This is a genomic window from Desulfobacter postgatei 2ac9 (assembly GCF_000233695.2).
In the GTDB taxonomy this organism is placed as follows: Bacteria; Desulfobacterota; Desulfobacteria; order Desulfobacterales; family Desulfobacteraceae; genus Desulfobacter; species Desulfobacter postgatei.
Window position 1 is genome coordinate 3,778,652 of record NZ_CM001488.1, and the last position, 24,165, is coordinate 3,802,816.

26 protein-coding genes and 2 pseudogenes are annotated in these 24,165 nt (G+C 50.3%); 24 read left to right on the forward strand and 4 right to left on the reverse strand.

All coding sequences use genetic code 11. The features are described 5' to 3' along the window. The first annotated feature begins 12 nt into the window (after positions 1-12). The 5 genes from DESPODRAFT_RS17455 (at position 13) to DESPODRAFT_RS20450 (ending at position 3,195) form a co-directional block, all read left to right on the forward strand. On the forward strand, positions 13-612 hold the full coding sequence (locus DESPODRAFT_RS17455) for an indolepyruvate oxidoreductase subunit beta (protein WP_004075418.1): 600 nt from the start codon (positions 13-15) through the stop codon (positions 610-612). A gap of 122 nt (positions 613-734) precedes the next feature. Beyond that, positions 735-1,196 (forward strand): type II 3-dehydroquinate dehydratase, encoded by a 462-nt coding sequence (aroQ, locus tag DESPODRAFT_RS17460; protein WP_004075421.1) that lies wholly within the window; start codon positions 735-737, stop codon positions 1,194-1,196. A 2-nt stretch (positions 1,197-1,198) separates the two neighbouring features. Then, complete coding sequence (locus tag DESPODRAFT_RS17465; RefSeq protein WP_004075423.1) at positions 1,199-2,011, forward strand: TatD family hydrolase; 813 nt, start codon at positions 1,199-1,201, stop codon at positions 2,009-2,011. Beyond that, a complete protein-coding gene (locus DESPODRAFT_RS17470) occupies positions 2,008-2,781 on the forward strand; it encodes a tRNA threonylcarbamoyladenosine dehydratase (RefSeq protein ID WP_004075425.1) in 774 nt (257 codons plus the stop codon). The genes DESPODRAFT_RS17465 and DESPODRAFT_RS17470 overlap by 4 nt, the downstream gene beginning before the upstream one ends. 87 nt (positions 2,782-2,868) lie before the next feature. Beyond that, entirely contained in the window at positions 2,869-3,195 is a 327-nt protein-coding gene (locus DESPODRAFT_RS20450; RefSeq protein ID WP_245531960.1) for a hypothetical protein, read from the forward strand. A 28-nt stretch (positions 3,196-3,223) separates the two neighbouring features. Here DESPODRAFT_RS20450 and DESPODRAFT_RS17475 read toward each other — a convergent pair. Next, a pseudogene (locus DESPODRAFT_RS17475) lies at positions 3,224-3,487 on the reverse strand (transposase domain-containing protein); the annotation flags it as partial. Positions 3,488-3,762: 275 nt separating this feature from the next. Between DESPODRAFT_RS17475 and DESPODRAFT_RS22000 the strand changes: the two are divergent. From DESPODRAFT_RS22000 to DESPODRAFT_RS17505, 6 genes and pseudogenes are all read left to right on the forward strand, one after another. After that, positions 3,763-3,954 (forward strand): annotated as a pseudogene (locus DESPODRAFT_RS22000) (IS481 family transposase); the annotation flags it as partial. A 204-nt stretch (positions 3,955-4,158) separates the two neighbouring features. After that, positions 4,159-4,656: a hypothetical protein gene (locus tag DESPODRAFT_RS20185; protein WP_157488531.1), complete on the forward strand. Its 498-nt coding sequence runs from the start codon at positions 4,159-4,161 to the stop codon at positions 4,654-4,656. A 511-nt stretch (positions 4,657-5,167) separates the two neighbouring features. Further along, the gene (locus DESPODRAFT_RS17490; protein WP_040016076.1) at positions 5,168-5,746 is read left to right on the forward strand and encodes a hypothetical protein; all 579 of its coding nucleotides are present in this window, start codon (positions 5,168-5,170) and stop codon (positions 5,744-5,746) included. Then, positions 5,739-6,578 carry a hypothetical protein gene (locus tag DESPODRAFT_RS21340; RefSeq protein ID WP_040016077.1) on the forward strand — a complete coding sequence of 280 codons (840 nt, stop codon included), beginning with the start codon at positions 5,739-5,741 and terminating at the stop codon, positions 6,576-6,578. Before DESPODRAFT_RS17490 ends, DESPODRAFT_RS21340 begins: the two co-directional genes overlap by 8 nt. A gap of 114 nt (positions 6,579-6,692) precedes the next feature. After that, positions 6,693-7,115, forward strand: coding sequence for a hypothetical protein (locus DESPODRAFT_RS21345; RefSeq protein ID WP_040016078.1), 423 nt, complete (start codon positions 6,693-6,695; stop codon positions 7,113-7,115). After that, positions 7,112-7,774: an AAA family ATPase gene (locus tag DESPODRAFT_RS17505; RefSeq protein ID WP_004075442.1), complete on the forward strand. Its 663-nt coding sequence runs from the start codon at positions 7,112-7,114 to the stop codon at positions 7,772-7,774. The genes DESPODRAFT_RS21345 and DESPODRAFT_RS17505 overlap by 4 nt, the downstream gene beginning before the upstream one ends. Positions 7,775-8,396: 622 nt before the next feature. Here the strand turns inward: DESPODRAFT_RS17505 and DESPODRAFT_RS20705 are convergent. Then, on the reverse strand, positions 8,397-8,720 hold the full coding sequence (locus tag DESPODRAFT_RS20705) for a hypothetical protein (RefSeq protein WP_040015765.1): 324 nt from the start codon (positions 8,718-8,720) through the stop codon (positions 8,397-8,399). 628 nt (positions 8,721-9,348) lie between these two features. On the opposite strand from DESPODRAFT_RS20705, the gene DESPODRAFT_RS17525 reads away from it, so the two are divergent. Beyond that, the gene (locus tag DESPODRAFT_RS17525) at positions 9,349-9,660 is read left to right on the forward strand and encodes a HigA family addiction module antitoxin (protein WP_004075444.1); all 312 of its coding nucleotides are present in this window, start codon (positions 9,349-9,351) and stop codon (positions 9,658-9,660) included. 89 nt (positions 9,661-9,749) lie between these two features. Here DESPODRAFT_RS17525 and DESPODRAFT_RS17530 read toward each other — a convergent pair whose 3' ends face one another. Continuing rightward, positions 9,750-10,280, reverse strand: coding sequence for a hypothetical protein (locus DESPODRAFT_RS17530; RefSeq protein WP_040016080.1), 531 nt, complete (start codon positions 10,278-10,280; stop codon positions 9,750-9,752). A 316-nt stretch (positions 10,281-10,596) separates the two neighbouring features. On the opposite strand from DESPODRAFT_RS17530, the gene DESPODRAFT_RS17535 reads away from it, so the two are divergent. The 10 genes from DESPODRAFT_RS17535 to DESPODRAFT_RS17580 all read left to right on the forward strand — a co-directional run bounded on the left by DESPODRAFT_RS17535 (position 10,597) and on the right by DESPODRAFT_RS17580 (position 19,760). Next, positions 10,597-11,331, forward strand: coding sequence for a GntR family transcriptional regulator (locus DESPODRAFT_RS17535; RefSeq protein ID WP_004075448.1), 735 nt, complete (start codon positions 10,597-10,599; stop codon positions 11,329-11,331). 40 nt (positions 11,332-11,371) lie between these two features. Beyond that, complete coding sequence (gene trpB / locus DESPODRAFT_RS17540) at positions 11,372-12,601, forward strand: tryptophan synthase subunit beta (protein ID WP_004075450.1); 1,230 nt, start codon at positions 11,372-11,374, stop codon at positions 12,599-12,601. Further along, positions 12,594-13,394 carry a tryptophan synthase subunit alpha gene (gene trpA / locus DESPODRAFT_RS17545; protein WP_004075452.1) on the forward strand — a complete coding sequence of 267 codons (801 nt, stop codon included), beginning with the start codon at positions 12,594-12,596 and terminating at the stop codon, positions 13,392-13,394. Before trpB ends, trpA begins: the two co-directional genes overlap by 8 nt. Positions 13,395-13,663: 269 nt before the next feature. Continuing rightward, complete coding sequence (mtnA, locus tag DESPODRAFT_RS17550; protein WP_004075453.1) at positions 13,664-14,785, forward strand: S-methyl-5-thioribose-1-phosphate isomerase; 1,122 nt, start codon at positions 13,664-13,666, stop codon at positions 14,783-14,785. Between the two features lie 55 nt (positions 14,786-14,840). Continuing rightward, positions 14,841-15,320 carry a siroheme decarboxylase subunit beta gene (gene ahbB / locus DESPODRAFT_RS17555; RefSeq protein ID WP_004075454.1) on the forward strand — a complete coding sequence of 160 codons (480 nt, stop codon included), beginning with the start codon at positions 14,841-14,843 and terminating at the stop codon, positions 15,318-15,320. Continuing rightward, positions 15,310-16,656: a B12-binding domain-containing radical SAM protein gene (locus tag DESPODRAFT_RS17560; RefSeq protein WP_004075455.1), complete on the forward strand. Its 1,347-nt coding sequence runs from the start codon at positions 15,310-15,312 to the stop codon at positions 16,654-16,656. The genes ahbB and DESPODRAFT_RS17560 overlap by 11 nt, the downstream gene beginning before the upstream one ends. Before the next feature lie 45 nt (positions 16,657-16,701). Next, on the forward strand, positions 16,702-17,148 hold the full coding sequence (locus DESPODRAFT_RS17565; protein ID WP_004075456.1) for a DUF1178 family protein: 447 nt from the start codon (positions 16,702-16,704) through the stop codon (positions 17,146-17,148). 50 nt (positions 17,149-17,198) lie between these two features. Continuing rightward, positions 17,199-18,128, forward strand: coding sequence for a metal ABC transporter solute-binding protein, Zn/Mn family (locus DESPODRAFT_RS17570; RefSeq protein ID WP_004075457.1), 930 nt, complete (start codon positions 17,199-17,201; stop codon positions 18,126-18,128). Between the two features lie 38 nt (positions 18,129-18,166). Continuing rightward, a complete protein-coding gene (locus DESPODRAFT_RS17575) occupies positions 18,167-18,937 on the forward strand; it encodes a metal ABC transporter ATP-binding protein (protein WP_157488532.1) in 771 nt (256 codons plus the stop codon). After that, the gene (locus tag DESPODRAFT_RS17580; RefSeq protein ID WP_004075460.1) at positions 18,924-19,760 is read left to right on the forward strand and encodes a metal ABC transporter permease; all 837 of its coding nucleotides are present in this window, start codon (positions 18,924-18,926) and stop codon (positions 19,758-19,760) included. The genes DESPODRAFT_RS17575 and DESPODRAFT_RS17580 overlap by 14 nt, the downstream gene beginning before the upstream one ends. Before the next feature lie 45 nt (positions 19,761-19,805). Here the strand turns inward: DESPODRAFT_RS17580 and hutU are convergent, their stop codons facing one another. After that, complete coding sequence (gene hutU / locus DESPODRAFT_RS17585; RefSeq protein ID WP_004075462.1) at positions 19,806-21,824, reverse strand: urocanate hydratase; 2,019 nt, start codon at positions 21,822-21,824, stop codon at positions 19,806-19,808. Positions 21,825-22,198: 374 nt separating this feature from the next. On the opposite strand from hutU, the gene DESPODRAFT_RS17590 reads away from it, so the two are divergent. Continuing rightward, complete coding sequence (locus tag DESPODRAFT_RS17590) at positions 22,199-23,716, forward strand: AMP-binding protein (RefSeq protein WP_004075464.1); 1,518 nt, start codon at positions 22,199-22,201, stop codon at positions 23,714-23,716. Between the two features lie 215 nt (positions 23,717-23,931). Then, positions 23,932-24,165, forward strand: a complete 234-nt coding sequence (locus tag DESPODRAFT_RS17595; protein ID WP_004075466.1) for a FeoA family protein — start codon at positions 23,932-23,934, stop codon at positions 24,163-24,165.

Below are 24,165 nucleotides of genomic sequence, written 5' to 3' on the forward strand. Positions count from 1 at the left end.
GACAAGTTCGATATGAAAACATTAAGAATGATCATCGTTGCGGTCGGCGGACAGGGCAATCTTCTGGCATCCAAGGTCCTGGGCGAAGCCGCGCTTATTGAAGGGGTGGAGGTGAGAATGAGCGAGATCCACGGCATGGCCCAGCGCGGCGGCGTGGTGGAATCCTCCATTATTTTCGGCGATGCCTCCTCCTCCATTATTTCCGACGGGGAAGCCGACATCCTGCTGGGATTTGAACCGGCTGAAACCCTGCGCGCCATTGGCCGGTGCTCTGCCAATACACGAGTGATTACCAATACCGCCACCCTGCCGCCCTTTACCGTGGCTATCGGCAAAGGGGTTTATCCTGAAGTGGACGAAATCAAACGGGTGCTCAAGGAGAAGACAGCCGGCCTTGTGGCCATAGACGCCATGGCACTGGCCAAAAGAGCCGGTTCCCCGATGAGCGTGAATATTGTGCTGTTGGGTGCCTTGATCCAGACCGGCGCCCTCGGCTTTTCCAAGGAAAACGTCAAGGAAGCGATCAGGCGCAGGATTAAACCGGCGCTTGTGGAGATGAACCTTCATGCCTTTGATCTGGGATTTGAGGCTGCCGCTGCCGGCACTGTATGACTGAAAACCGTTGTTGAAAATCTCACACAAAGACACTAAGGCACAAAGGTTTTATTTTATAGACCTTTGTGCCTTTGAGGGTTTGTGTGAGAATAAATTTAGACTTGCTGGAGGAGGAAACGATGAATACTCAGTCCCAGAAAACACCCGGTATCATTCATGTCATCAATGGTCCCAATTTGAACATGCTGGGGAAAAGGGAGCCTGATATTTACGGGTCGCTTACCCTTGATCAGATCAACGGGGAACTCAAGGCGCGTGCAGATGCATTGGGGCTTTGCCTGGATTTTTTTCAGTCCAATCACGAAGGCGCAATTCTGGATTATATTCATGCCGCGTTTGAACAGGGCCCTGCCGGTGTGATTATCAATCCGGGGGCCCTGACCCATACATCCGTGGCCCTGCGCGATGCGCTATCCATGCTGTCATGCCCCATTGTGGAGGTGCATCTGTCCAACATCCATAAACGCGAAACCTTCCGCCACACCTCCATGATTGCCGGTATTGCCACGGGCCAGCTCACCGGATTCGGCCATTATGGTTATTCTATGGCCCTTGATTTTCTCCACGCCCTGGCTTGCTGAGCATGACCGGGTTCATTGATGTTCATACGCATCTCCATGATCCACGGATAATTGATAACGCCCCGGATATTGTTCTGCGGGCGCAAGACGCCGGGGTGGAAAAAATAGCCACCTGTGCCACCATGGAAGAAAATTTTGGGATTACAGCCCAATTGTCGGAAAAATTTTCCTGTGTGGTGCCCTGTCTGGGGATTCATCCCTGGTTCCTTGATACTTTGCGCCCGGATTGGGCACGGAATCTGGGTCAATGGCTGGAAAAAATACCCGCCGGGGTAGGGGAGACCGGGCTTGATTTCATGGACAAGAGCGCGGACCGGAATCTGCAGGTTCATGTGTTCAAAACCCATCTGGCCCTGGCCTGTGAGCTCAACCGACCCATTAACATCCATGTCCGCAAAGCCTGGGACGCAATAGTGAAAATTTTGAAACACCATGGACCGGTGACTGCCGGCGGTGTCATCCACTCCTATTCCGGGTCTGCCGACCTTATTCCGGTCCTTGAGAAATTCAACCTTTATATCTCCTTTTCCGGATCAGTCACCCGGCCCAATGCCAAAAAGGTGATTCAGGCGTTAGGGGCGGTCAGTTTGGACCGAATCGTATTCGAGACCGACACCCCGGATATTGTGCCCCAGTTTATTCTGGATGCCCATCCCGGGGAAGCACCGTTAAATGAGCCGGCCAATGTACCAAAGATTGTCAGGGTGGCAGCGGAAAGAAGGGGCATGGCATTTGAAACCCTGGCCCGGCATGGATATGAAAACAGCCTGAATCTCTTTGGGTCTGTTTTAAACCCAAAGGCGAAAATCAGATGACCCGGGATTCAAGTCTGATCAGCCCTTTTGCCCGGCTTGAGCAACTGCTGGGAACGGCGGCGGTTGATCGGCTTAAGCATTCCCGGGTAGCCGTATTCGGGCTGGGTGCTGTGGGCTCTTTTGTGGTGGAGGCTCTGGCGCGGTCCGGCATCGGCTATTTACGGCTTGTGGATTTTGACCGGGTGGACGCCTCAAATATCAATCGGCAGATTTATGCCCTGCACTCCACCCTGGGGCTGGAAAAAGCGTCCGTGGCCCGGGCCCGGGTCCTGGACATCAATCCTGATTGCGAGGTGGTTCTGCATACCTCCTTTGTCAATGCCGACAGCCTCTCCCAGTTTTTAAGCCCGGACCTGGACATGGTGGTGGATGCCATTGACGGACTCAACGCAAAGGTCGCTCTGATCTTTGGGGCAAAACAGATGGGGGTTAATCTCGTATCCTCCATGGGAGCTGCAGGCAGAACCGATGTCTCCATGATTCGGACAGGAGATCTTTTTGACACCGAAGTGTGTCCCCTGGCCCGGATGGTGCGAAGACGGCTGCGCCGCAGGGGGCTTTCAAGCGGCGTGCCCTGTGTCTATTCCATTGAGCCCCCACTGAACAAGGAACCCTTTGAGGATAAAGACGCCGTGGATCTCCTGGAGCAGGATCATGTGGAAGGCGGTCATGGCCGCCCAAGGCCGCCCATCGGATCTGCCGCCTGGGTGCCGGGGTGTTTCGGATTGACCCTCGCAGGGTTTGTGGCAAAGACCCTTACCGCTGAATAGCGCACTTCAGATTTTACAGGTCTATGAAGTGGATTTTCGCAATACCGCAAAACTCACCCCGAAAAGGGTTGAATAAAGGAAGTTCTCATGGCAATAAATGTTTTGTCAAAAACAAAGACTCTCAAAGGAGAACATGCCATGAGAACACGTCATACATTATACCCTCAAACATCGGAAATGTACATTTGCGAATTAGATCAATGTCCGTTATGTGGTGAACAACTGGAGTTGAGTCGTTATTCAAGCGGACATAAAATTGTACAAAACCTGTCATCGACAGTGGAAGTCGGTTATTGGCCCAAGCAGTGCGACAGTCCCGGTTGCACCAATTACGGGGAAAAGTGGAGATCCTCTGAATGGCAGCAAATTGCTCCGATGTATTGCACCTATGGTTTTGACGTCATTACAACGTAAGCAGTGTATGAACCACACCTTTTTAAGCCTATCGGGGTGTTGTATAGTTTTCCAGCAAGTTTTTATCCACGTTTTGTGGCATCAAAGCTTTAAATTCGTCTTCCGTCATGGCTTCCGGTAAATTTTCAAAAAGAAATTTGAGGTACCAATAAGGTTCAAGTCCATTGGCCTTGGCGGTTTCGATTAGGCTGTAAATGCAGGCACTGGCCCTGGCGCCTTCGGATGTACACGAAAATAACCAATTTTTTCTACCGACCACAAAGGGTCTTATTTCATTTTCAACCACATTATTGTGAGTGCGGCCTGTTCCTGTTGTCCAGCCCGCCTGCCAAGGGGCAGCTGCAGCAGGAAATTCAACGGCTTTCACAAAAAATTTATCAACACCCCATTGACGAAAACCGCAAATTCACATTGGGTGCATCGACCATTGAACGGTGGTATTATAAAGCCAAAGAGGCTGATGATCCGGTAGTTGTCCTGGGGCGAAAACCTCGATTCGATGCAGGTATACGCTGGTCCATGCCCGAAGCACTGCTGGATGCGTCCGGGAACTGGCTTCAGCCTATGGTACTGGCGATCCTTGATGACCATTCCCGTATTTGCTGCCACCTGCAGTTTTATCTGGCAGAAACTGCCCAGTGCCTGGTTCATGGATTGATCCAGGCGTTTATGAAACGGAGGTTGCCCAGGTCATTGATGACCGATAACGGGTCGGCAATGCTGGCAGAGGAAACCACACAAGGGCTTGCCCGTCTGGGCTGGTAAGAATCGAATAGTGTAACGCCATACCTTAGAATCAGTGACGAAATACTGTAACGGATATCCCGCCGCAATACCCCGCCAATCAATAAAATAAATACCCCGCTATCCCGCCAATACCCGCCGCCCTTTCTCATGTTCGATTTTGCGTATATTTTTGTCCAATTTTGAACGCTGGAGATTTTACTATGGCAAAAAATATACGTGGAAAACGTCCCTGCTGTATTTGCCGGAAATGGTTTCAGCCCATTGCTCAGCAGAAAGAGCGACAAAGGACGTGCGGTCCGGCATGTCGAAAAGAACTTCACCGCAGACAATGTGAACAATGGAACAGGAAGAATAAAGCATATTTCAAAAACAATTATCTCGCTGATAAGCTCCAGACAATCGATGAAGAAGAACAGAAAGAAAAATCAACGAGGCCGCCTGCTGGTCAATAGGCGCGACCGAACCATTCACCCACCACCTTTTTACCCCGAGCAACCCTTACGGAACCAATTTTGCCAATGGATATCATCGTTACTCGGGTGGGCAAAACAAATGCTGTCATTATCGAGTATCTGGTTTTTCAGGTCACCCGCCATGGTTGTTCCGGAACTGCCGGAATCCCATGATATATCGCCGGATTTTTCCCCGACTAATCGACAGGTGATTTCAAGAGGCATGGTAGGGATAACCTACTGTAATATATATGGATATTAACAAAGTAATCCGACTTTAATTTTAAGAGGCATCATGGATATAACTTATTGATAATTATAAAGATACAGCCAGACTAATCTAAACCTCTTTTCAAGAGGCAAATGACATGGAGTGACTGCCGCTGATATAAAAATTGCATCTTGGAACAACAGACATAAGAGGTGCTTTATGAAAATCAGGTTTTCATCCCGGGAGTTATTTGATCTGAGGAACAACATACCGGTAGATATGCTGATCAGGGATCAATTGCAGATCCCTCGAAAATCAGGGACGGTTTTTTTTGTTTTCTATGCCCCATCTGCAATGAATTTCAGACAGCGGTTAATCCGAACACCAATCTGGCCAGGTGCTTCCGGTGTGAAAGAAATTTCAACACCATTGATCTGGTCATGACGGTCAGGGGATGCGGATTCAAAGACAGTGTCTTGTTTTTGAAAAATCTGCCCATATCGCAAAAAGTATCGGCACAGACATTGAGAACCCTTGTCGCCGGTATCGGGAGGCCCATGTCGTGACTTCAGTTGATAGCGGACACAAACAACTTGCCCATTTGGAGTCCCTGATTTCCAGCAACCAGGAAGATTTTTGTCAGGCTGGCCGGGCATTGAAAGAAATCCGGGACAACCGATTGTACAAACTGGCACTGTTTGACACATTTGAAGCCTATACCAAAGCGCGTTGGGATATCAGCCGGGCACATGCATACCGGCTGATCAAGTATTGCGAAGTCATCCACAATCTTTCTCCAATTGGAGACATTCTGCCGGTCAACGAATCCCAGGTCCGCCATCTTGCGCCATTGATGCCCATGGAACAGCGCCGGGTATGGAAAGATTTTCTGGCCGGCGGCAGTGAACTGACTGCGCAGAATATCAAACGGTTCATTACCGTCCAGGGTATGAAAAAACCGGCTCGGCCTGATTGGAGCGACCGGATCACTCCGGAATACATGGCCGCAGTCAAGACCATGCTGGAACAAGTGCGTGTTGCCCGGCATGAAAACTGGCAGTCAACATCCCGTCAGGCCGCCCTGTTATGGAACCGGGTTGTCAAAGAAAAGATTCTGTCAAAGGGGATTGGTGATGGATGACCAGAAAGACACAAGTGATCTGAGCATTGACGACCGGTTTTATCTGCTGCTCCATAAAAAAATCATGAACAAGACCGGATCTGCCAGGCGAAGGGCTAAAAAATATTACAAGGACCAGTACCGGAAAACCGGCATCATTCCCCGGCCGCTGTTCCTGGCTGGTAAAGGGGTGATGGAGGGTCGAAAATGCAGCGGCCGTCCCCGGTCCCTGGATGAAGCCGTCAAGATACGGTTTATAGAAATGGTCAAAAGCTCCTGTGATCCATTGTCCCCGGGATTTATTTTTATTACCCGCAAAGCCAGAACCATCAAGAATTGCCACTACTGGCTGGAACAGGAATTTTGCCGGTCCATCAGCCTTCAGGCGCTTCGACGGCTTGTGAAAAGTGAAAATCTCAAAGTTTACCTTGAAAAGCCGGATACTGATGAAGACATCCCGGTCAAGCACACTTTCAAGTCGGAACCGGTCTTTGCCCTGATCCAGATTGACGGCTGCCGGTTCCGGTATCTCAGGATCAGAAATGAAAACGGCAACTGGCAGGCCCCGCAGGCCATTGAAATATTTGATACCGGGTCCCGTCACATGTTCGATCTGGATGCCTGGTTTGAAGAAACCAGTATGAACTCCCTGGAGCTGTTTATCCGGTTTCTACAGGGAACCGAATTTCCTTTGGACACCATCTGCATCCGGCCGGACAATGCCAAAGGATTTTTAAACCTGAAAAGGCCCATCAACGCATTGAATACGGCGCATTCCACACCGGGTGGATTTTTTATGAAATCCGATTTTTCACGGATTCACTCCCCGAAAGACAAAGCGCACCTTGAATAGACCCACAGAAGTCTTCACAATTTTGAAATACGGGTCATCAAGGCGTTTGAAGACCGGATTGTCAAAACCGTTCCCACCACCATTTTCAACCAGGGAAAAAAAGAAACCATTACCGTGACGCTCCTGGACATTACCCTCCAGGATCTGAGAAACAGTGGTTTGATTCAGGAATACCGCGAGGATGGTGTCCTTCTGGGTGAAGGCCTTGCCTGTCAGCCGTTCGATGGCCCGCCGGTTACCAGGGATATCCATACACAGCCCGATGAGATCTCCCAGATGATCGATTTTCTGGAACAACGCAGTATGATTGTCGACAGACCCGCCTTGATCGAAATTTATTACAGAGGCATTGATTTGAAACAGGCGAAAACGATTTACATGCAGCATCAGCAACGATACGACACGTACATGAAAAAAATGAGACAACCCCTACAGCAAAAAGGCAAGGCCCTGTTTAATGCATTTGCTCTGGATTGCCACAAGTCAATGCATGCCGGTCATGTGGCACCATACGCCTTGCATGGAGATATCACATGAAAGAGGATTTTATCAGTGACAAGCGCCGGATCTCTTATCTGAGCGCAACTTACAGCCGGATATACCGGGGCCAGAGTGTATTGATCGAAGGAGATTTCGGGGCAGGAAAAACAAGGTTCCTGAAATCGCTGCGTCCCAAAAAACGCCATGCCATATGGGTGGACTCCCTGTTCAATATTCATGAAACCCTGGCATCTATCCTCCGGGAACTGAACTATGACACCCCGGCCACCTATCGCCGGACCCCCCAGTACCTGAAAATGATCTGCGCTTTGTCCAACTACTTCATTATTATTGACGAAGCCAGCGATCTGGACACCCGGGTATGGCCGTATCTCAAGCGGATCATCGATGCCGGTGTTCCGGTTGTGTTTGCCGGGCTGCCCAAAGTCAGAACCTATCTGAGCCGGAACCATCCCGATATTCTCAGCCGATTGAAAACCTTAATTTTATACCCCATTGTGGTGGAAGATTTTATCTCGGAATACAAAGACATTCAGCAGGAAGCCGTCGAACAGATCTATATGACCGTCAAAGGTGATATGCGCAAGTTCCAGGAAATCTGTACAGACTGCCGGGACAGGGCAAAAGAACTGAAGTATCAGTTTGTGGACATCAATCTTGCCCTTGAATTTATATCCGACCTGCCTCCCCAGTAATCTATAAAAAACACCCGCACGACCCTATAGGCCATTTGCCGATTTGCCGGCAGATGGCCTATTCTCATGAATCTCATCTCAAATCCGATTGTCAATCTTTGTTTTCATGATGCCGTCACAGCGCTGAAAAAGTCAAAATGTTTTGCAATTTGCTGTAATATTGGAGAAATACTAATGGCGTTACACTATTTTGATTGTTGAGACACATAACAATTTAAATATAACCAACTTGATTTAAAGAAGAAATTGATTCAATTGCCTGAATCAGGCGGAATGAAAAGCGTTACACTATTTGAATCTCATCAAACGATAATTAAAGTTCTCGGAACTTAGTGCCCAATTGACTTTCCATCCTCCACTTGTTACTCATAACCTATTTTCACTTTGATCATTTCTAAAATCACAACATAAGGAATTTTGATGTTCAAATTCTGGAGAATTATATTATTCAGTGCTATTTGTATCATCTCTTTATCTACACTCTGCCATGCAGATACTTTGTATTCTGGGTAGAGTAGAGCACTGATTCGGCCGGTTTCTTCAGCCCTTTTTATATTCGAGACGCCTTGCCGCACGCGGCTACTACGTGTTCCAAAGGCCTTGCATCCTCAATGCTCCCTCATCAAACCGTGCATACGGTTCTCCCGTACACGGCTTTCCGATGTTCTTCGCTGTAAGGCTTGCGCCCTTTTCCACTTTGCGTAAGTTGGGATTCCAACTTTTGCACAAATTTGATTTCCCCTCCATCCTTCTCTATGGACTTAAAGCTGACACCATCTATTCCAGGTGCACCTTTGTTTGCCCGGGCAAGGCGATAGGCATGACCAAGGATGTCAGCCCGGTAGACCTTGTCATATAAAGAATAGAAACGAAAATCCGGTTCCTGCTTGGCCTTACAATAGAGCTTCCTCTGAAGCGTCCTGATCCTATCCGGAGTTAGTAGCATATTGCAATCTCCTGATCCTCCGCTCGTTAGTTACGTGAACAAAGTAGGGTCCCTTTCCTTGGCCGGGGTTATGTTGTCCCTCAGCCTCAATCGGTACTATGAACCCCTCCGACTCCCAATACAGCCCCATGGAATTTCGGATCTCCTTATATCCATCAGTTAACGGCCCTTCACCGTAACCGCATTGGGTCTCCCGCACTGCACTGCAATTCTTCCGATACATGCCATCCCTGCTACCCCGGAAGATCACCTGAAAGGATTTCCGTTTTCTACTCCCAGGCACTACGGCCTTCCCTTGATGTCCAAAAGGTCGGCATCTTCAATTAGTTGACGAGGCTACATATAGGTTCACTTTCGTTACGGCCTGCATCTTTGCCCATAAGAAACTTACAACCTCTGGTTACCCAGACGCTGCTTCCCGGTGCTAAGAAGGCGTACGGATAATTCCTCCTTCAGGACTTTAACCTGTTAGAACTACAGTTGTTACGGCATACGGACAGCTTACTCAATTCAAACAAGAACGGGTGCATTCTAAAAATGTAGATTGCCTCCTTGGCGTGTATGCTTTGCATGGTCTGATGAACCATACGATGTAGAGATAACAGACTATCATTAGGAGGAACAGGTTATGAATATGAATATGAATAATATGAGAGCAATCCATCCTGGAGAAATAATCAAAGAAGAATATTTAGAACCATTAAATATGAGTGCTAACGCTTTGGCTGTTGCTTTGCGCGTACCAGCACCTCGGATCAATGATGTGATAAGACAAAAGAGAGGGATTAGCATTGATACCGCTCTCAGGTTGGCTATATACTTCAACACCACCCCGCAATTCTGGATGAACCTACAAATCAGCTATGACCTTAAAATGGCCAAACAGAATATGACAAAAATCGAGGATGAAATTATCCCTTTACAACCAATTACTGCTTGAAAGCGGCGGGTAACCATCCAAGGATTAAGGATTTCAAGGATTTCCGGGGACAGCTTACTTAATGCAAACAAGAAACATACTTCAGCCCGTTAATTCCCGAACATCGCGCCATTTGGTCCCAAATGGCAGGAATAGCAGCCAAAGCCTGTGCGGGTGATAATGCTGAACGGCTTGACGCCCAGGGCTGCAGACATTTCTGGAACCAGGCGGTCGAGTTTGAGCCGGGTGGTTTCCGGAGCCCTGTCGAATTCGGGGCCCAAAAGCAGGGCTCCGCTTAGTCGGGGCAGGGCAGCCGTGGGCATGTCATATATACCCTGGGTCTCTCCCTGGACATGGCAGAGGCTGCAATCTACCCGGGCAAACCGTTCCGGCTGCCAGGTGCCGAAGACATCGGCGGCAACCGGCAGAACCTTTTGACGCATATGGGCCTTGCGCTGGCTCAGGTCCATTTGTTCCCAGGTCAGCTGTTTTCCTTCTGGGTCAAGGGGGCCGACCCGTTTCGGATAGCAGCCGCAAAGCAGTGTTGCGGCCGCAGTCAGAATGAGAATGATGATTGTGAAATATTTGTTGTCCATGGTAATGCCCTCCAAAAGGATTGCCAAAATAATATCTTTATCCACGTTTTTACCGGCAGTTTGATATCCTGGGAGTACTGGATCTGCAAGGCCCTATGAAAAATCGTGCTTATGGCTTACGGCTTCCATTTTTTTCAGTGTAGATCTGTTTTTCGTTGCTGTATGTATTTCGTAACAAAATAAAGGCGTCTATGCAAGGTTGTTTTGACTTGCATTCTTTAAATAGAATTGATTTGTTAAAATGTCTTGACAACTTGACATATTATTAACTATGATGCCGGTATTATTAATTGAACAGCCCGCCGGATAACAAGTAAAATACAATTTCCGAACAGCTGCAAACTTAAGAGCAATACCGGCTATGCTGAATCCTGACTCCCCCATACCCTTGTATCACCAGATTTGCGAACAGCTCCAGTCCCGTATCCGGGAAGGCATGTATCCGCCCGGGCATATGATTCCGTCTGAAACGGAACTTGCAAAATCATATGGGGTGGGCCGCCCCACCGTGCGTCAGGCCATGGATATTCTGGTGCAACGGGGACTGATCCAAAGAAGGCGTGGGTCCGGAACCTTTGTGAAGGAACCGTCGCCGCAAATTGATCTGTTTTCCCTTGCCGGGACCTCCCGGGCATTTTCAACCAAGGGGGTGCCTACGCAAAAAAAAGTGATTTTACCTTTGAATAAACAAACCGTTACAGGTGATGTGGAAAATCCGTTCCACGGCAAACCCGCCTTTGCCATGTCCCGTTTGACCGTGGCCCGGGATGAACCTGTGCTGCTGGAGGATATTTTTCTGGACCCGGATCTGTTTGCGGGTATTGAGCATATGGCGCTTGGGGATAACTCCTTGTCCCGGGTGGTGTCCGAACGGTTTTATCTGGCACCTTCCGACGGCACCCAGCAGTTCCAGGTGGAGCCCTTGAATGAACAACGGGCCTCTCTTCTGGGCATGTCGCCTTTAGAGCCGATTCTGGTGGTCCGGCGGCTGTTAAATTTTCCCAAAGCGCCTGGTGCGATTTATTCGGTGCTGTTTTGCCGAACGGACCGGTTTGCCTTTTCCCAGACCATTAAAAATTCAGATATAAATTTATGACCCGAATCAAATTGCCAACCATTTTAAGAAAGGCAGATACATGAAACACCGCGGATATTACGGTCCCTTTGGCGGGGCATTTTTACCTGAAATCCTTGTGGCCACATTTGATGAGCTGGATGAGCGGTTCAGGCTGGCCAAAGAAGACAAGCGTTTCTGGGAAGAATATGAAACCCTGATGGCAACTTATTCCTGCCGTCCCACGCCCTTGACCTATGCCGAAAACCTTACCCGTCACTTTGGCGGGGCAAAAATCTATATCAAACGCGAAGACCTCAACCACACAGGCGCCCATAAGGCAAACAACGTCATGGGGCAGGGGCTTTTAGTCAAAAAGATGGGTAAAAAACGGGTGATTGCCGAAACAGGCGCGGGCCAGCACGGTGTGGCCACGGCCACCATGGCGGCCAAGTTCGGATTTGACTGCACCATCTACATGGGTGAGGTGGATGTACTGCGCCAGCGGCCCAATGTATTCTGGATGGAGCAGCTCGGCGCCACCGTCGTGCCGGTCACCGACGGCACCCGGATTCTCAAAGATGCCATCAACGAGGCATTCAGGGACTGGGTCACCAACATGGACACCACCCACTATGTATTGGGAACCGCCTGCGGACCCCACCCCTTTCCTGAAATGGTCTCCTGGTTCCAGTCCATTATTGGAAAGGAAGCCCGTATCCAGATCATGAAAGCCGAAGGCCGGCTGCCGTCCAAGGTCTTTGCCTGTGTGGGCGGCGGCTCCAATGCCATGGGGCTTTTTCAGGGATTCATGGATGATCCGGTTGAACTTGTGGGCGTTGAAGCCGGGGGTGAAGGTATTGCGTCGGGTCGTCATGCATCGCGGCTTTGTTCCGAAGATGCCAGCCCCGGCATTGCCCAGGGTTATAAAACCTATTTTTTGCAGAACAGTGACGGCCAGATGAAAGAGACCCACTCCATCTCCGCAGGTCTCGACTATGTCGGTGTCTCCCCCATTCTTGCCAATATGCGGGATGAGAAAAAAGCCCGGTTTGAATATGCCACGGACACCGAGGTGGTGGACGCCCTTAAGCTGACCATGCGGCTGGAAGGCATTATCCCGGCCCTGGAGTCCTCCCACGCCTTTGCAGGCGCCTTTAAGGAAGTTGCAAACATGTCAACGGATGATATCATCATCATCAACCAGTCCGGCCGGGGGGATAAAGACATCTTCACCGTGGCCGATGCCATTGGCGATCCCAAATGGAAAGAATTTATCTGTTCCAAAGCAGGAGAATATCAAAATGAGTGATACAATTACTTCGGCACCTGCCCCCGCCTTTCTGGAAACCTATATCCGGGAACAGCGAAAGAAAAAAGATATTTTGTTGATGACCCATATTGTCATGGGCTACCCTTCCTTTGACGCCTCCTTTGAAATTGTCCGGCAGATGGTGGACGCAGGCGTGGACCTGATGGAGCTGCAGATCCCGTTTTCAGAACCCATGGCAGACGGGCCGGTGATCCTCAAGGCCAACCAGGCCGCCCTTGACCGTGGCGCCACAGTGGAAAAATGTTTTGCGTTTGCCCAAAAGGTGTCGGACAATTTTGACATTCCGTTTTTGTTCATGACCTATGGCAACATTCTCTTTAAATACGGCATGGATGCCTTTGCCTCCCACATGTCGGAAATTGGAATAAAAGGCGCCATTGTCCCGGATTTTCCACCGGAAGAGGCAGGTGATTATCTGTCAGCCATGAAAAAATATCATCTCTCCCCGGTGTTTATCTTTTCTCCGGAAACCTCGGATCAGCGTATGCAGATGATCAATACCCATGCCACAGGCTTTATTTACTGCCTGGCAAGAAAAGGGGTTACCGGAAAAGAGACTCAGTTCTCTTCAGAAATGGGGAACTACCTTGACCTGTGCAGGCAACTCACCCGGCTGCCCACGGCCGTGGGCTTCGGGGTAAAAGAAAAGGCCGACGTTGATTTTCTTGTGGGCAAAGCAGACATTGCCGTGGTGGGTTCCCAGACCATCCGGGAGGTGGAGCAAAAAGGGGTGGATGCCACTGGCCCGTTTATTCGCAGTCTGACAGAATAAGGCTTTTATATTTCCATTTGGTTAAAATACCATTGCGCCTTGATTCCTGATCCGGTTTTGGGTTTTATGATACAAATAAAGTGTTTGATCTGGTATAAACGAGCATGCCCCTAATGGACACAACAAAAAAATGAAAGATATGAGTGGTGAGTGGTGAGTATTGAGTAGTGAGAAAACAGCTTGTTTTAAATCTCACGACTCAATACTCACTACTCATATCTTTCTTGTAAAAAGAATAAAAAATCTAAAATCCTTAGAGGAAACGCACCATGAATGTGGATGGAAAACAGATGCGGCCCATCTGGTTTGATAATGAGTCAAAAACCGTTCGGGTTATAGACCAGAGACGCCTGCCCCATGAGCTGATTGTCCAAGACCTGACAACCAATGATCAGGTCATCCATGCCATCAAGGAGATGTATGTCAGAGGCGCTCCGTTGATCGGCGCCACAGGGGCGCTGGGTGTCTATGTCATTCTGGTGCAGAAGGGCAACCAGGGGGCGGATGATGCATGGTTGAAACGTGAGTGCGCACGTCTTCGAGATGCCCGGCCCACCGCTACAAATCTGGCCTGGGGCGTGGACCGGGTCATGGAGAAAGCCCTCAACGCGTCCGAATATGGCGCCCGGGTGGCAGCCGCGTTGAAAGAAGCCCTGGGCGTTGTGGAAGAAGAAGCTGTAAATTGCCGGAAGATCGGTGAATTCGGCCTCTCCATCATCAGGGAGATTGCTGAAAAGAAAAACGGTGAGCCCGTAAACATCCTGACCCACTGCAATGCCGGATGGCTTGCCTGCATCGAGTACGGCACAGCCACAGCACCCATGTACACCGCGTTTGATGCAGGTATTGACATTCATGTCTGGGTGGATGAGACGCGGCCCCTGAACCAGGGATCGCGCCTGACTGCCTGGGAGCTTGGCAAACACGGTATCCGTCATACCGTGATCACGGATAATGCCGGAGGCCATCTCATGCAGCACGGCATGGTGGATCTGGTTATTGTCGGCACGGACCGCACCACCCGGGCCGGTGATGTGGCCAACAAAATCGGCACCTATCTCAAGGCTCTGGCTGCCCGGGACAACAATGTGCCCTTCTATGTAGCGCTTCCGTCATCCACCTTTGACTGGACCATCACCGACGGTGTAAAAGATATTCCCATTGAAGAGCGGGACCCGGACGAGATTAAATTCGTTCAAGGGTTTTGCGATGGAAAAATTTCATCTGTTCTGGTGCCGCCGGAAAGCAGTCCGGCGGCCAATCACGCATTTGATGTGACCCCGGCCCGTCTTGTGAGCGGATTTATCACCGAACGCGGCATTTGCGGTGCCGGTGAAGAACAGATTATGGCATTGTTCCCAGACAAAAAAGCAGATAAAAAAATCGGATAAAAGAACAGGTGCGCGTGAAGACGCAGCCCGAAAAAAGGATTTTGGAAATCAGTTTATGACGACACCCCTCACAGACCTGGAAAAAAAAGTAATTTCACTGTTACAGACCGACATCCCGGTCTGCAAACGCCCCTATCTTGAAATGGCAGAACAGATCGGGATTTCAGAAGAAAAATTTCTTGAAGTGCTGTCCAATCTCCATGACAGAAATATGATCCGTCGTTTTGGTGCCACGCTTAAACATCAGAAGTCGGGATTCAAGGCCAATGCCATGGTGGCCTGGAAAGTGCCTGAAGAGCGGGTGGAAGAGGTGGGAAACATCATGGCCTCCTTCCGTGAGATCACCCATTGCTACCGGAGGGATCCTGCGCCCGGGTGGGATAGGAACCTGTACACCATGGTTCACGGGGCAACCGAGGAGGAATGCTTTGCCATTGCGGCAAAGGTTTCAGAAGCCACGGGTGAAAAGGATTATACCCTGCTGTTTTCCCGTCGGGAGCTGAAAAAAACATCCATGCAGTATTTTGAAAGCTGATTCGCCTCACATTCTTTGCGTCAATCCCTGGGTCCACGATTTTGCCGCTTTTGATTTCTGGGCCCGGCCCTTGGGTCTTTTTACCATTGCCGCCATCCTGCGCCAGAACCGCGTGCGGGTTTCATTTCTGGACTGCATGAATCGGTTTCACCCCCGGAAAACAAATCCTGTCAAGGTGTATTGGGACGGCAGAGGCCCCTTTGACAAAACCCAGATTCCTTTACCCCGGGCGCTTGACGCCCATCTGGGCCATGTCAGTAAAAAATTCACCCGGTACGGGGCGTTAAAAGAGTGGATTGAACAGGATCTTCTGGCCATGGATCGGCCCGACCTGATCCTGGTTACCTCGCTTATGACCTATTGGGCCACGGGTGTGGCTGAAACCATTGCCCTGCTCAAAAAGATTTTTCCCGACGTGCCCGTGGTGTTGGGCGGTATTTATGCCACGCTTTGTGAAACCCATGCCCGAAAATATTCCGGGGCAGATCAGGTCATTACCGGCCCGGCCGAACCCGTCCTGGCAGATCTGGTTGAAACCTACACCGGGTTTACCCTCAATGAGATGCCGGACCCGGCAGACCTTGACACCACCCCCTTTGCAGCCCTGGATCTTCAGGACGCCATTGCCTATGCGCCAATTCTGACCTCCCGGGGGTGTCCCTTTTCCTGTGAATACTGCGCCTCTTCCTTTCTTGAACCCCGCTTGCGGCGGCGCTCCCCTGAAAATGTCTTTCAGGAGCTCTGTCACTGGCATAACAATTTTCAGGTGAAAAATTTTGCCTTTTACGATGATGCGCTGCTAATTAATCCGGAACGATATGCGTTTCCCCTGCTTGAACGCATTATTGATGAAAAAATGGACATCTTTTTTCACACCCCCAATGCCGTTCATATAAAAGAGATCTCGGCAAAAGCAGCGGATCTGATGTTCAAAGCAGGGTTTAAGACCATCCGCCTGGGGCTTGAAACCGCAGATTTTTCAAGCCATCGCCACGACATTAAGGTGAAACGGAATGAATTTTTTACGGCTGTGGATCACCTGCGCACATCAGGATTTGCAAAGGATCAGCTGGGCGCCTACCTTCTCTGTGGACTGCCCGGCCAGAATCTTGATGAGGTGGAAGCGTCCGTCAACCTGGTGAAAGGCCTGGGGCTAACCCCGGTTCTCGCCTATTACACCCCCATCCCTCACACCCCCATGTGGGCGGATGCCGTAAAAAATGCCCGTTTTGATATCACGGCCCATCCGGCGCTGACCAACAACAGTCTGTTTCCCTGTGTGCGCTCGCAACAGGATTTGGATCGCATTTCTCAATTGAAAAAGATAGTGAAATAACGTATATCTCATTAATTATAAAATATAATTTAATTGAATAAAATTATGATAGTATTTGATTTGGAATGCATTAACGGGCACGTTTTTGAAGGCTGGTTTGATGACCGGGACGATCTTAGCCGGCAGCAGGAGCAGGGCCTTCTGCAATGCCCCGTGTGTGACAGTTTTTCAGTAAGCCCCAAGCTGTCTGCCGTGGCCATACGAAGATCGGCCGCCCCAGTTTCCGGCGGTTCAGGCCGGGAGATGGCTTCCCAGGCCCAACTGGACGCCATGGCCGAATTTGCCGAAAGGATGACCCAGTACGTTGAAAACAACTATGAAAATGTAGGCTCATCCTTTGCAAAAGAAGCCTTGGAAATGCATTACGGGGTCAAAGAGTTCAAACAGATCCGGGGCACCACCACCAAGGAAGAGGAAAAAACCCTGGAAAAAGAAGGAGTCCCGGTATTTAAACTTCCAACCTTTAACACAGACAACGAAGACTTCAATTAATTCGCTCGTTTCCTGCGCCCTGCCCAATATAAGAATAAAAGGAGCCTGACATGAAAAGATTTGTTCAATGTTTTGCTGTTATTTCAGTCATTATTATCTCCTGCGGACCGGTCTGGGCCAAAACGCCGCTTCCCGTGTTTGTCAGCATCGTGCCCCAGCAATATTTTGTGCAACAAATCGGCAAAGATAAAGTGGCTGTTTCCGTAATGGTCCAACCCGGGGCAAGCCCGGCCACATATGAGCCAAAACCGGCACAGATGGCCAAACTATCCAAAACCCGCCTCTATTTTTCCATTGGTGTACCCTTTGAAACATTCTGGCTTAACAAAATTGCATCCGCCAATCCGGATATGACCATTGTGCATACAGATAAAGAGATAGAAAAACAGCCCATGGGTGTCCACCATCACGGGGGGGAAGAGCATGCTGATCAAGATGATCACAAAGCCCGGACGGAAAAGGACCGTGACCACGAAAATGATCATGGCCATGCCGGACTGGACCCGCATATCTGGCTCTCTCCCAGGCTGGTCACGATCCAGGCCAAACACATCCTTGGCGCCCTTGCCGCCGCAGACCCTGAAAATATGGATTTTTACACGGCCAATTATAATGCCTTTGTTAAGGAGATTGATGCCCTTGATCAGCATTTGATCCAGATGCTAAAGGACAATGCCGGCATGCAGTTTATGGTTTTTCATCCGTCATGGGGTTATTTTGCCAGGGATTACAAGCTGAAAATGATCCCCATTGAAATAGAAGGTAAGAACCCTAAGCCGGCAAAGCTCCAGGCTTTGATCCGGCATGCCAGAGACGAAGCCATCAACGTGATTTTTGTCCAGCCCCAGTTTTCAACCAAAAGTGCAGAACTCGTGGCCAAGGAGATCAACGGACAGGTTATCCCAGCCGACCCCCTGGCGTTGGATTGGCTGGATAATATGAAAAAAGTGGCTGAACAGTTCAAGGAGGTCCTGAAATAGTCGCGATTTTAAAAAAAGCCCTGGTTACGATTGAAGATGTGGATTTTTCCTACAATGGAGAAACTGTTCTTTCCGGCATCAATCTGACCATCCGGGAACATGATTTTATAGCCTTTATCGGCCCCAACGGCGGAGGGAAATCCACCCTGATTCGTCTGATCCTGGGTCTGATCAAGCCGGATAAAGGTAAAATCCGAGTGTTGGGAGAGCGTCCCGGCAGGCATACCCAGGCCCTGGGATATGTGCCCCAGAACGTCCATATCAACAACCATTTCCCCATTACCGCCCTGGATGTTGTGCTCATGGGATGCCTGGGTACGGGAGGGCATTTCGGGCAGTCCAGACGGACCCGGAAAGAGTGTGAAAAAGAGGCGTTAGCCACCCTGGAGCGCATGGGTATGGCCGAACATGCCCGCAAAAAGATTGGGGAACTTTCCGGAGGACAGCGCCAGCGGGTGTTCATTGCCCGGTCTCTGATGACCCGGCCGCGTCTGTTGCTTCTGGACGAACCCACGGCAAGCATAGACTCAAAAGGGCAGAGGGATTTTTTAAACCTGCTTGAAACCTTGAATAAAGATGTGGCCATTGTGGTGGTCACCCATGATTTGTTTTCCGTTTCCAGTTATGTCAAATCCGTGGCCTGCGTGAACCATGGGCTGCATTATCATTCCGAGGAGGAGATTAAAGGGCAGATGCTTGAAACCATGTATGCCTGCTCGGTGGAAGATGTGTGCCGGGTACAGGTGTTGACCAAGGTCCTGCCCGGGGCAGGGCATAAGCACGCAGGAGGAGACGATGGAAATTCTTAAGTACGAGTTCATGCGTCATGCCTTGGCCGCAGGACTGCTGACCAGCATCATCTGTGGCATCATGGGCACGCTGGTGGTGGTGAACCGCATTGTGTTCTTATCCGGGGGCATTGCCCACGCCGCCTATGGGGGGATCGGCATGGCATTTTATTTCAACTGGCCGGTGATCCCTTCCACCATGGGGTTTTCCCTGGGCGCTTCCCTGGTCATGGCAGCAGTTACCCTGAACAACAGGCAACGGGCGGATACCGTCATTGGCGTGATTTGGGCTGTGGGCATGGCATTCGGCATTATTCTGGTGGATCTGACCCCAGGGTATAATGTGGATCTGATGAGCTATCTTTTCGGCAGTATTCTTACTGTGCCCGGATCAGATTTGGTCATCATGGGTATCATCGGCACCCTGATTCTTGTTCTGGTTGTCTTTTTCTACAAGGAGCTTATGGCGGTTTCCTATGACGAGGAATTTGCGGGCCTGAGGGGGCTTCCGGTCCACGGGATCTACTTTTCCCTGATCGCCATGCTTGGACTCACCGTGGTCATGGTGATCCAGGTGGTCGGGCTGATTATGGTGATTGCGCTGCTCACCATCCCTCCGTTCATGGTGGAAAAATATGCCCGCTCCCTGGGGGCAATGATGGTCGGTTCAAGTTTGCTGGGCGCCTGTTTCACCATGGTGGGGCTCTATTTGTCCTACCGGTTTGACCTGACCTCGGGGGCTGCCATCATCATGGTGGCCGGCACCGTATTCCTGGTCACTCTGGGTGTTGAAAAACTCCGGGACTTTATACCCAGAACGTTTCGGCATGCCGGAGAACGATAGGGGTAATGTCATGTGTATTCACTGTGACTATAGATATAATGCCTTTTATTCAAACAGTTTATTCACTGCAGCCGCAATCTTTGCCTCGTCCGCCGGGTGGGGGATGGTGATCTGGTCGCCATTGGGGTTTTGGGTATTGTAGGCAATGGCAACCTCCCTTGCGTTGGGATTGCCGGCCCAGTTCCTTCGGGCCACCCCGCCCATGACATCCCAGAGTATGGCGGATTTGATGATTGAATCCACGCGTTCGCTGCCGTCGAGTACCAGGCCGAACCCGCCGTTCACGGCCTTGCCGATGCCGGTGCCCCCGCCGTTATGCAGTGCCACCATGCTCATGCCCCTGGCGGCATTGCCGGCAAAGCAGTGGGTGGCCATGTCGGCGCACACATTGGAACCGTCATGGATATTGGCGGTTTCCCTGAACGGGGAATCTGTGCCGCCGGGGTCATGGTGGTCCCGGCCCAGCATGATCGGGGCGCAGACTTCACCGGTTCGGACCATTTTATTGAATTTCAGGGCAATGGATACCCTGCCTTCCGCATCCTGGTATAAAATCCGGGCCAGGGAGCCTACCACCAGTCTGTTTTGTTTGGCATCCCTGATCCACACGTAATTGTCCCGGTCATAGGACCGGCGGTCCGGATTAATGCAGGACATGGCCGCGGCATCGGTTTTATCCAGATCTTCGGGATTGCCGGAAAGGCATACCCAGCGAAAGGGGCCGTACCCGTAATCGAAAATCGGTCCCATGATATCTTCAAAATAGGAGGGGTAAACAAATCCGTCCTTGGCATCCACACCATTTTTGGACACGCCGCTGACACCGGCATCAAACACCGCTTTTAAGAAAGCATTGCCATAGTCAAAGAAATAGGTGCCGTTAGCCGTGAGTTTTTGAATCAGTTCATAATGCCGCTTCAGGCTGTCATCCACCAGGCGCTTGAACCGGGTCCTGTCTTTGGCCAAAAGTTCGGTGCGCGCCTCGAACGTCAGGCCCACCGGACAGTATCCGCCATCATACACCACATGGCATGAGGTTTGATCGGACAACAGATCCACGGTCAAATTTTTTTTGATCAAAAAGTCGAGCAGGTCCACGATGTTGCCGTGAAACGCAATGGAGGTGTTTTCCTTTGCTTTTACAGCGGATTTGGCTCTCCGGTAAACCGTTTCCAGGTCATCGGAAACCACATCCACCCAGCCCTGTTCATGCCGGGTTAACACCCTGGAGGAATCCACCTCTGCGATGATGGAGACCGCCCCTGCAATTTTAGCCGCCTTGGGCTGGGCCCCGCTCATGCCCCCAAGTCCGGATGACACAAAGAGCAGTCCTGCCAGATTCCCGTCCGCCGGCACCCCGCACATCTGTCGTCCGGCATTGAGAAGTGTGTTGTAGGTGCCGTGGACAATCCCCTGGGGGCCGATGTACATCCAGCCGCCGGCCGTCATCTGGCCGTAGGAGGAGACCCCCATCTGCACGGCAATCTCCCAGTCCTCCGGGTTGTCGTAAAGCCCCACCAGAAGCCCGTTGGTGATGATAACCCTGGGGTTGTCCGGTGCCGAGGCAAAGAGCCCCAGCGGGTGCCCGGACTGCATCACCATGGTCTGGTGGTCGGTGAGCGCCGCAAGGTAGCGTTTGATCAGCTGATACTGCATCCAGTTCTGGCACACCGCGCCGGTCTCCCCGTAGGTCACCAGTTCATAAGGATACAACGCCACATCAAAATCAAGGTTGTTGTCGATCATCACCTGGAGTGCTTTGCCGGCCACACACCTTCCCTTGTAGTCATGAATGGGCTTTGCCCTGATATGCCCCTGGGGACGAAAGCGGTAGCCATAAATCCGGCCCCGGGTCCGAAGTTCTTCTAAAAATTCAGGAATAAGTTCATCATGAAGCGTTGCAGGGATATAGCGCAGAGCATTTTTCAGGGCCACAGCGGTTTGTGACCGGGTCAGGCGAAACCCTCTGTCAGGTGCCCTGCGGACGCCCGGACGAAATTGTTTTTCAGGCGGAAGGGTATCCGGCAGGCAGATGGTCATAGACGGGGCAGGCGGATTGCTCATCGCTTTTTCTCCTTCGTGCTGTCCGGCAGGGAATGACGCCTGCCGATGGATTTGATTGGCTTGAATATACAAAAATTATCGCCTGAAAAAACACATGTCAACGCTTATCTTGATTCATCGTTTCCTAAATTTTTCCATGTGCCGCACAATAATCTTTTTGACAATGCATTCAGATTCATGACAGTTAAAGGGCAGCAAATTTGAGATCCCGGCTGTTCCGGGAAACTGTAAGCGGTTTTTTGGCTCGTGTCATTTTGTTTGTAAGAACAGCCACGGGCTGACCTGGCATATCAACTGCCAGGCATAGCCCACAACAAAGGTTGAAAGATCTGAGTAACGTACCCAGACTTTCTTATAAAATTAAGGAAAGCGTCATGAATAAACCCCATCAACTGACTGTATTTGATTTTTTTCACAGAAACGCACAGATGAACGGCCCGGGATGCGCCCTGTACTTTAATGGTGAAACCCGCAGCCATTCAGAACTGTTTGACGATGCCTGCCGGCTGACCAAGGGTATGGCAACACTCAATCTGGCTGCCGGCACCCGTGTGGCCGTGGTCGCCAAAAACCACCCGGCATTTTTTCACCTGTTTGCATCGGCTTCCGCCTTAAACCTGTCTCTTGTGCTCATCAACCGGCGCCTGGGCGAAGAAGAACTGGCCCATGCCCTTGATGACACTGCTCCACAGGTGGTCATTTATGATAACGAAATGAAAGACAAAATTGATCCCCTGCTTCAGGAGAGAAGCGGCATTGTCTACAGCTTCAATCTATCGGACAATTTTTTTTCCCTCTATGCGCAGGATTCCCGGGGTGCCGTTGAACTGGCCGCCGCTTCAGATCCGGACCTTGCTTATATTATTATCCACACTGCAGCAGTCCAGGGTAAACCAAGGGGGGCGGTGCTCAGTCAGGCCAACCTTATCCTGGCCAACCTTCAGCTTATGCATGCCTATGGTCTGGACAAAACAAAAACCTATTTAAATATTTTGCCCCTGTTTCACATCATGGGGGTGAATATCGGGCTTGCCACCCTCATGGCCGGTGGGAAAAATGTGATTATGGACCAATTTTCCCCCCAATCCAGCCTCGATCTGATCCAGGAACAAAATGTATCGATTTTCGGATCCTTTCCACCGATTCTGGGCCGTATTCTGGAATGCATCCAGTCCCAGGATACGCCGCCGGATCTGTCCGGCCTTGAACTTGTGGCAGGCCTTGAAAACCCGGAAACCGCAGGACTTTGGGAAGCTGTTACAGGGTCAAAATTCTGGATCATGTACGGACAGACCGAAACCTCCGGCCTGATTACGTTTTCCCCCATTTTTGAAGCGCCCGGATCTGCGGGCAGGGTATCGCCCCTGGTCAGGATGATCGTTGCCGATGATCTGGATAATGCCCTGCCGGCAGGCAGCACCGGAGAAATCCTTATCAAAGGCCCCCTGGTATTCAAGGGATACTGGAATGCCGACGACCTTAATGCATTTACATTCAGAAACGGCTGGCACCATACAGGAGACATGGGGCAGCTGGATGAAAACGGATACCTTTATTTCAAAGGCCGCAAGCCCGAAAAGGAATTGATCAAACCCGGCGGGGAAAACGTGTTTCCGGCAGAGGTGGAAAATGCCCTTGTCAGCCATGAGGCGGTGGAGAAGGCATGTGTATTCGGCGTGCCGGATGCGGAATTTGGCGAGGCCGTCAAGGCCGTGTGTACCCTGAATGTTGGCTTTACCGTTGAAGAAAAAGAGTTAATTGCCTACACCGGCACCCTGATTGCCGGTTTTAAGAAACCAAAATTCATTGTGTTTGTTGATCAGTTGCCCCTGACTGCAGCAGGAGATATCGACCGTTTTGCAATTAAAGAAAAATATACCCACGGGCAATAACCATCATACATTGCAACTCCGGCACACGCCTTGTCGACAAAAGGCTTTGTCTCAAAGATTGTGCCATACCTTTTTTTTATTCTCCCTTTCTTTCTTATTGTTCAATAATGATTACTTCTTTATTGACGAAAATAAAAGTTATTTGTATAAAACTTATTCGCAATAACGTTAAAAAACATCACAAGGTATATTGTGAATTATAAAAGGAGTTTTTAATGACCGTCATCAACCTGAGACAAATGAAGCGGAACCAGACCGGGGTCATTACCTCTGTGAAAGCGCAGGGCGAAATGGGTCGCCGGATACGGGATATGGGAATTGTACCCGGCAAAGAAGTTACCGTCCAGGGCAGGGCACCGCTGTATGACCCCGTGGCATTGCGGATCATGGGCTTCACCTTGACCTTAAGAAACAACGAAGCCGATTATATCCAGGTGGAGGTGGAATAG

Bases quoted from the DNA above. Each gene is read 5' to 3' on its own strand.
- DESPODRAFT_RS17455 (WP_004075418.1), top strand. From the start codon at position 13: ATGAAAACATTAAGAATGATCATCGTTGCGGTCGGCGGACAGGGCAAT.
- aroQ (WP_004075421.1), top strand. From the start codon at position 735: ATGAATACTCAGTCCCAGAAAACACCCGGTATCATTCATGTCATCAAT.
- DESPODRAFT_RS17465 (WP_004075423.1), top strand. From the start codon at position 1,199: ATGACCGGGTTCATTGATGTTCATACGCATCTCCATGATCCACGGATA.
- DESPODRAFT_RS17470 (WP_004075425.1), top strand. From the start codon at position 2,008: ATGACCCGGGATTCAAGTCTGATCAGCCCTTTTGCCCGGCTTGAGCAA.
- DESPODRAFT_RS20450 (WP_245531960.1), top strand. From the start codon at position 2,869: ATGGCAATAAATGTTTTGTCAAAAACAAAGACTCTCAAAGGAGAACAT.
- DESPODRAFT_RS21340 (WP_040016077.1), top strand. From the start codon at position 5,739: ATGGATGACCAGAAAGACACAAGTGATCTGAGCATTGACGACCGGTTT.
- DESPODRAFT_RS17505 (WP_004075442.1), top strand. From the start codon at position 7,112: ATGAAAGAGGATTTTATCAGTGACAAGCGCCGGATCTCTTATCTGAGC.
- DESPODRAFT_RS20705 (WP_040015765.1), bottom strand. From the start codon at position 8,720: ATGCTACTAACTCCGGATAGGATCAGGACGCTTCAGAGGAAGCTCTAT.
- DESPODRAFT_RS17525 (WP_004075444.1), top strand. From the start codon at position 9,349: ATGAATATGAATATGAATAATATGAGAGCAATCCATCCTGGAGAAATA.
- DESPODRAFT_RS17535 (WP_004075448.1), top strand. From the start codon at position 10,597: ATGCTGAATCCTGACTCCCCCATACCCTTGTATCACCAGATTTGCGAA.
- trpB (WP_004075450.1), top strand. From the start codon at position 11,372: ATGAAACACCGCGGATATTACGGTCCCTTTGGCGGGGCATTTTTACCT.
- trpA (WP_004075452.1), top strand. From the start codon at position 12,594: ATGAGTGATACAATTACTTCGGCACCTGCCCCCGCCTTTCTGGAAACC.
- mtnA (WP_004075453.1), top strand. From the start codon at position 13,664: ATGAATGTGGATGGAAAACAGATGCGGCCCATCTGGTTTGATAATGAG.
- ahbB (WP_004075454.1), top strand. From the start codon at position 14,841: ATGACGACACCCCTCACAGACCTGGAAAAAAAAGTAATTTCACTGTTA.
- DESPODRAFT_RS17565 (WP_004075456.1), top strand. From the start codon at position 16,702: ATGATAGTATTTGATTTGGAATGCATTAACGGGCACGTTTTTGAAGGC.
- DESPODRAFT_RS17570 (WP_004075457.1), top strand. From the start codon at position 17,199: ATGAAAAGATTTGTTCAATGTTTTGCTGTTATTTCAGTCATTATTATC.
- DESPODRAFT_RS17580 (WP_004075460.1), top strand. From the start codon at position 18,924: ATGGAAATTCTTAAGTACGAGTTCATGCGTCATGCCTTGGCCGCAGGA.
- hutU (WP_004075462.1), bottom strand. From the start codon at position 21,824: ATGAGCAATCCGCCTGCCCCGTCTATGACCATCTGCCTGCCGGATACC.
- DESPODRAFT_RS17590 (WP_004075464.1), top strand. From the start codon at position 22,199: ATGAATAAACCCCATCAACTGACTGTATTTGATTTTTTTCACAGAAAC.
- DESPODRAFT_RS17595 (WP_004075466.1), top strand. From the start codon at position 23,932: ATGACCGTCATCAACCTGAGACAAATGAAGCGGAACCAGACCGGGGTC.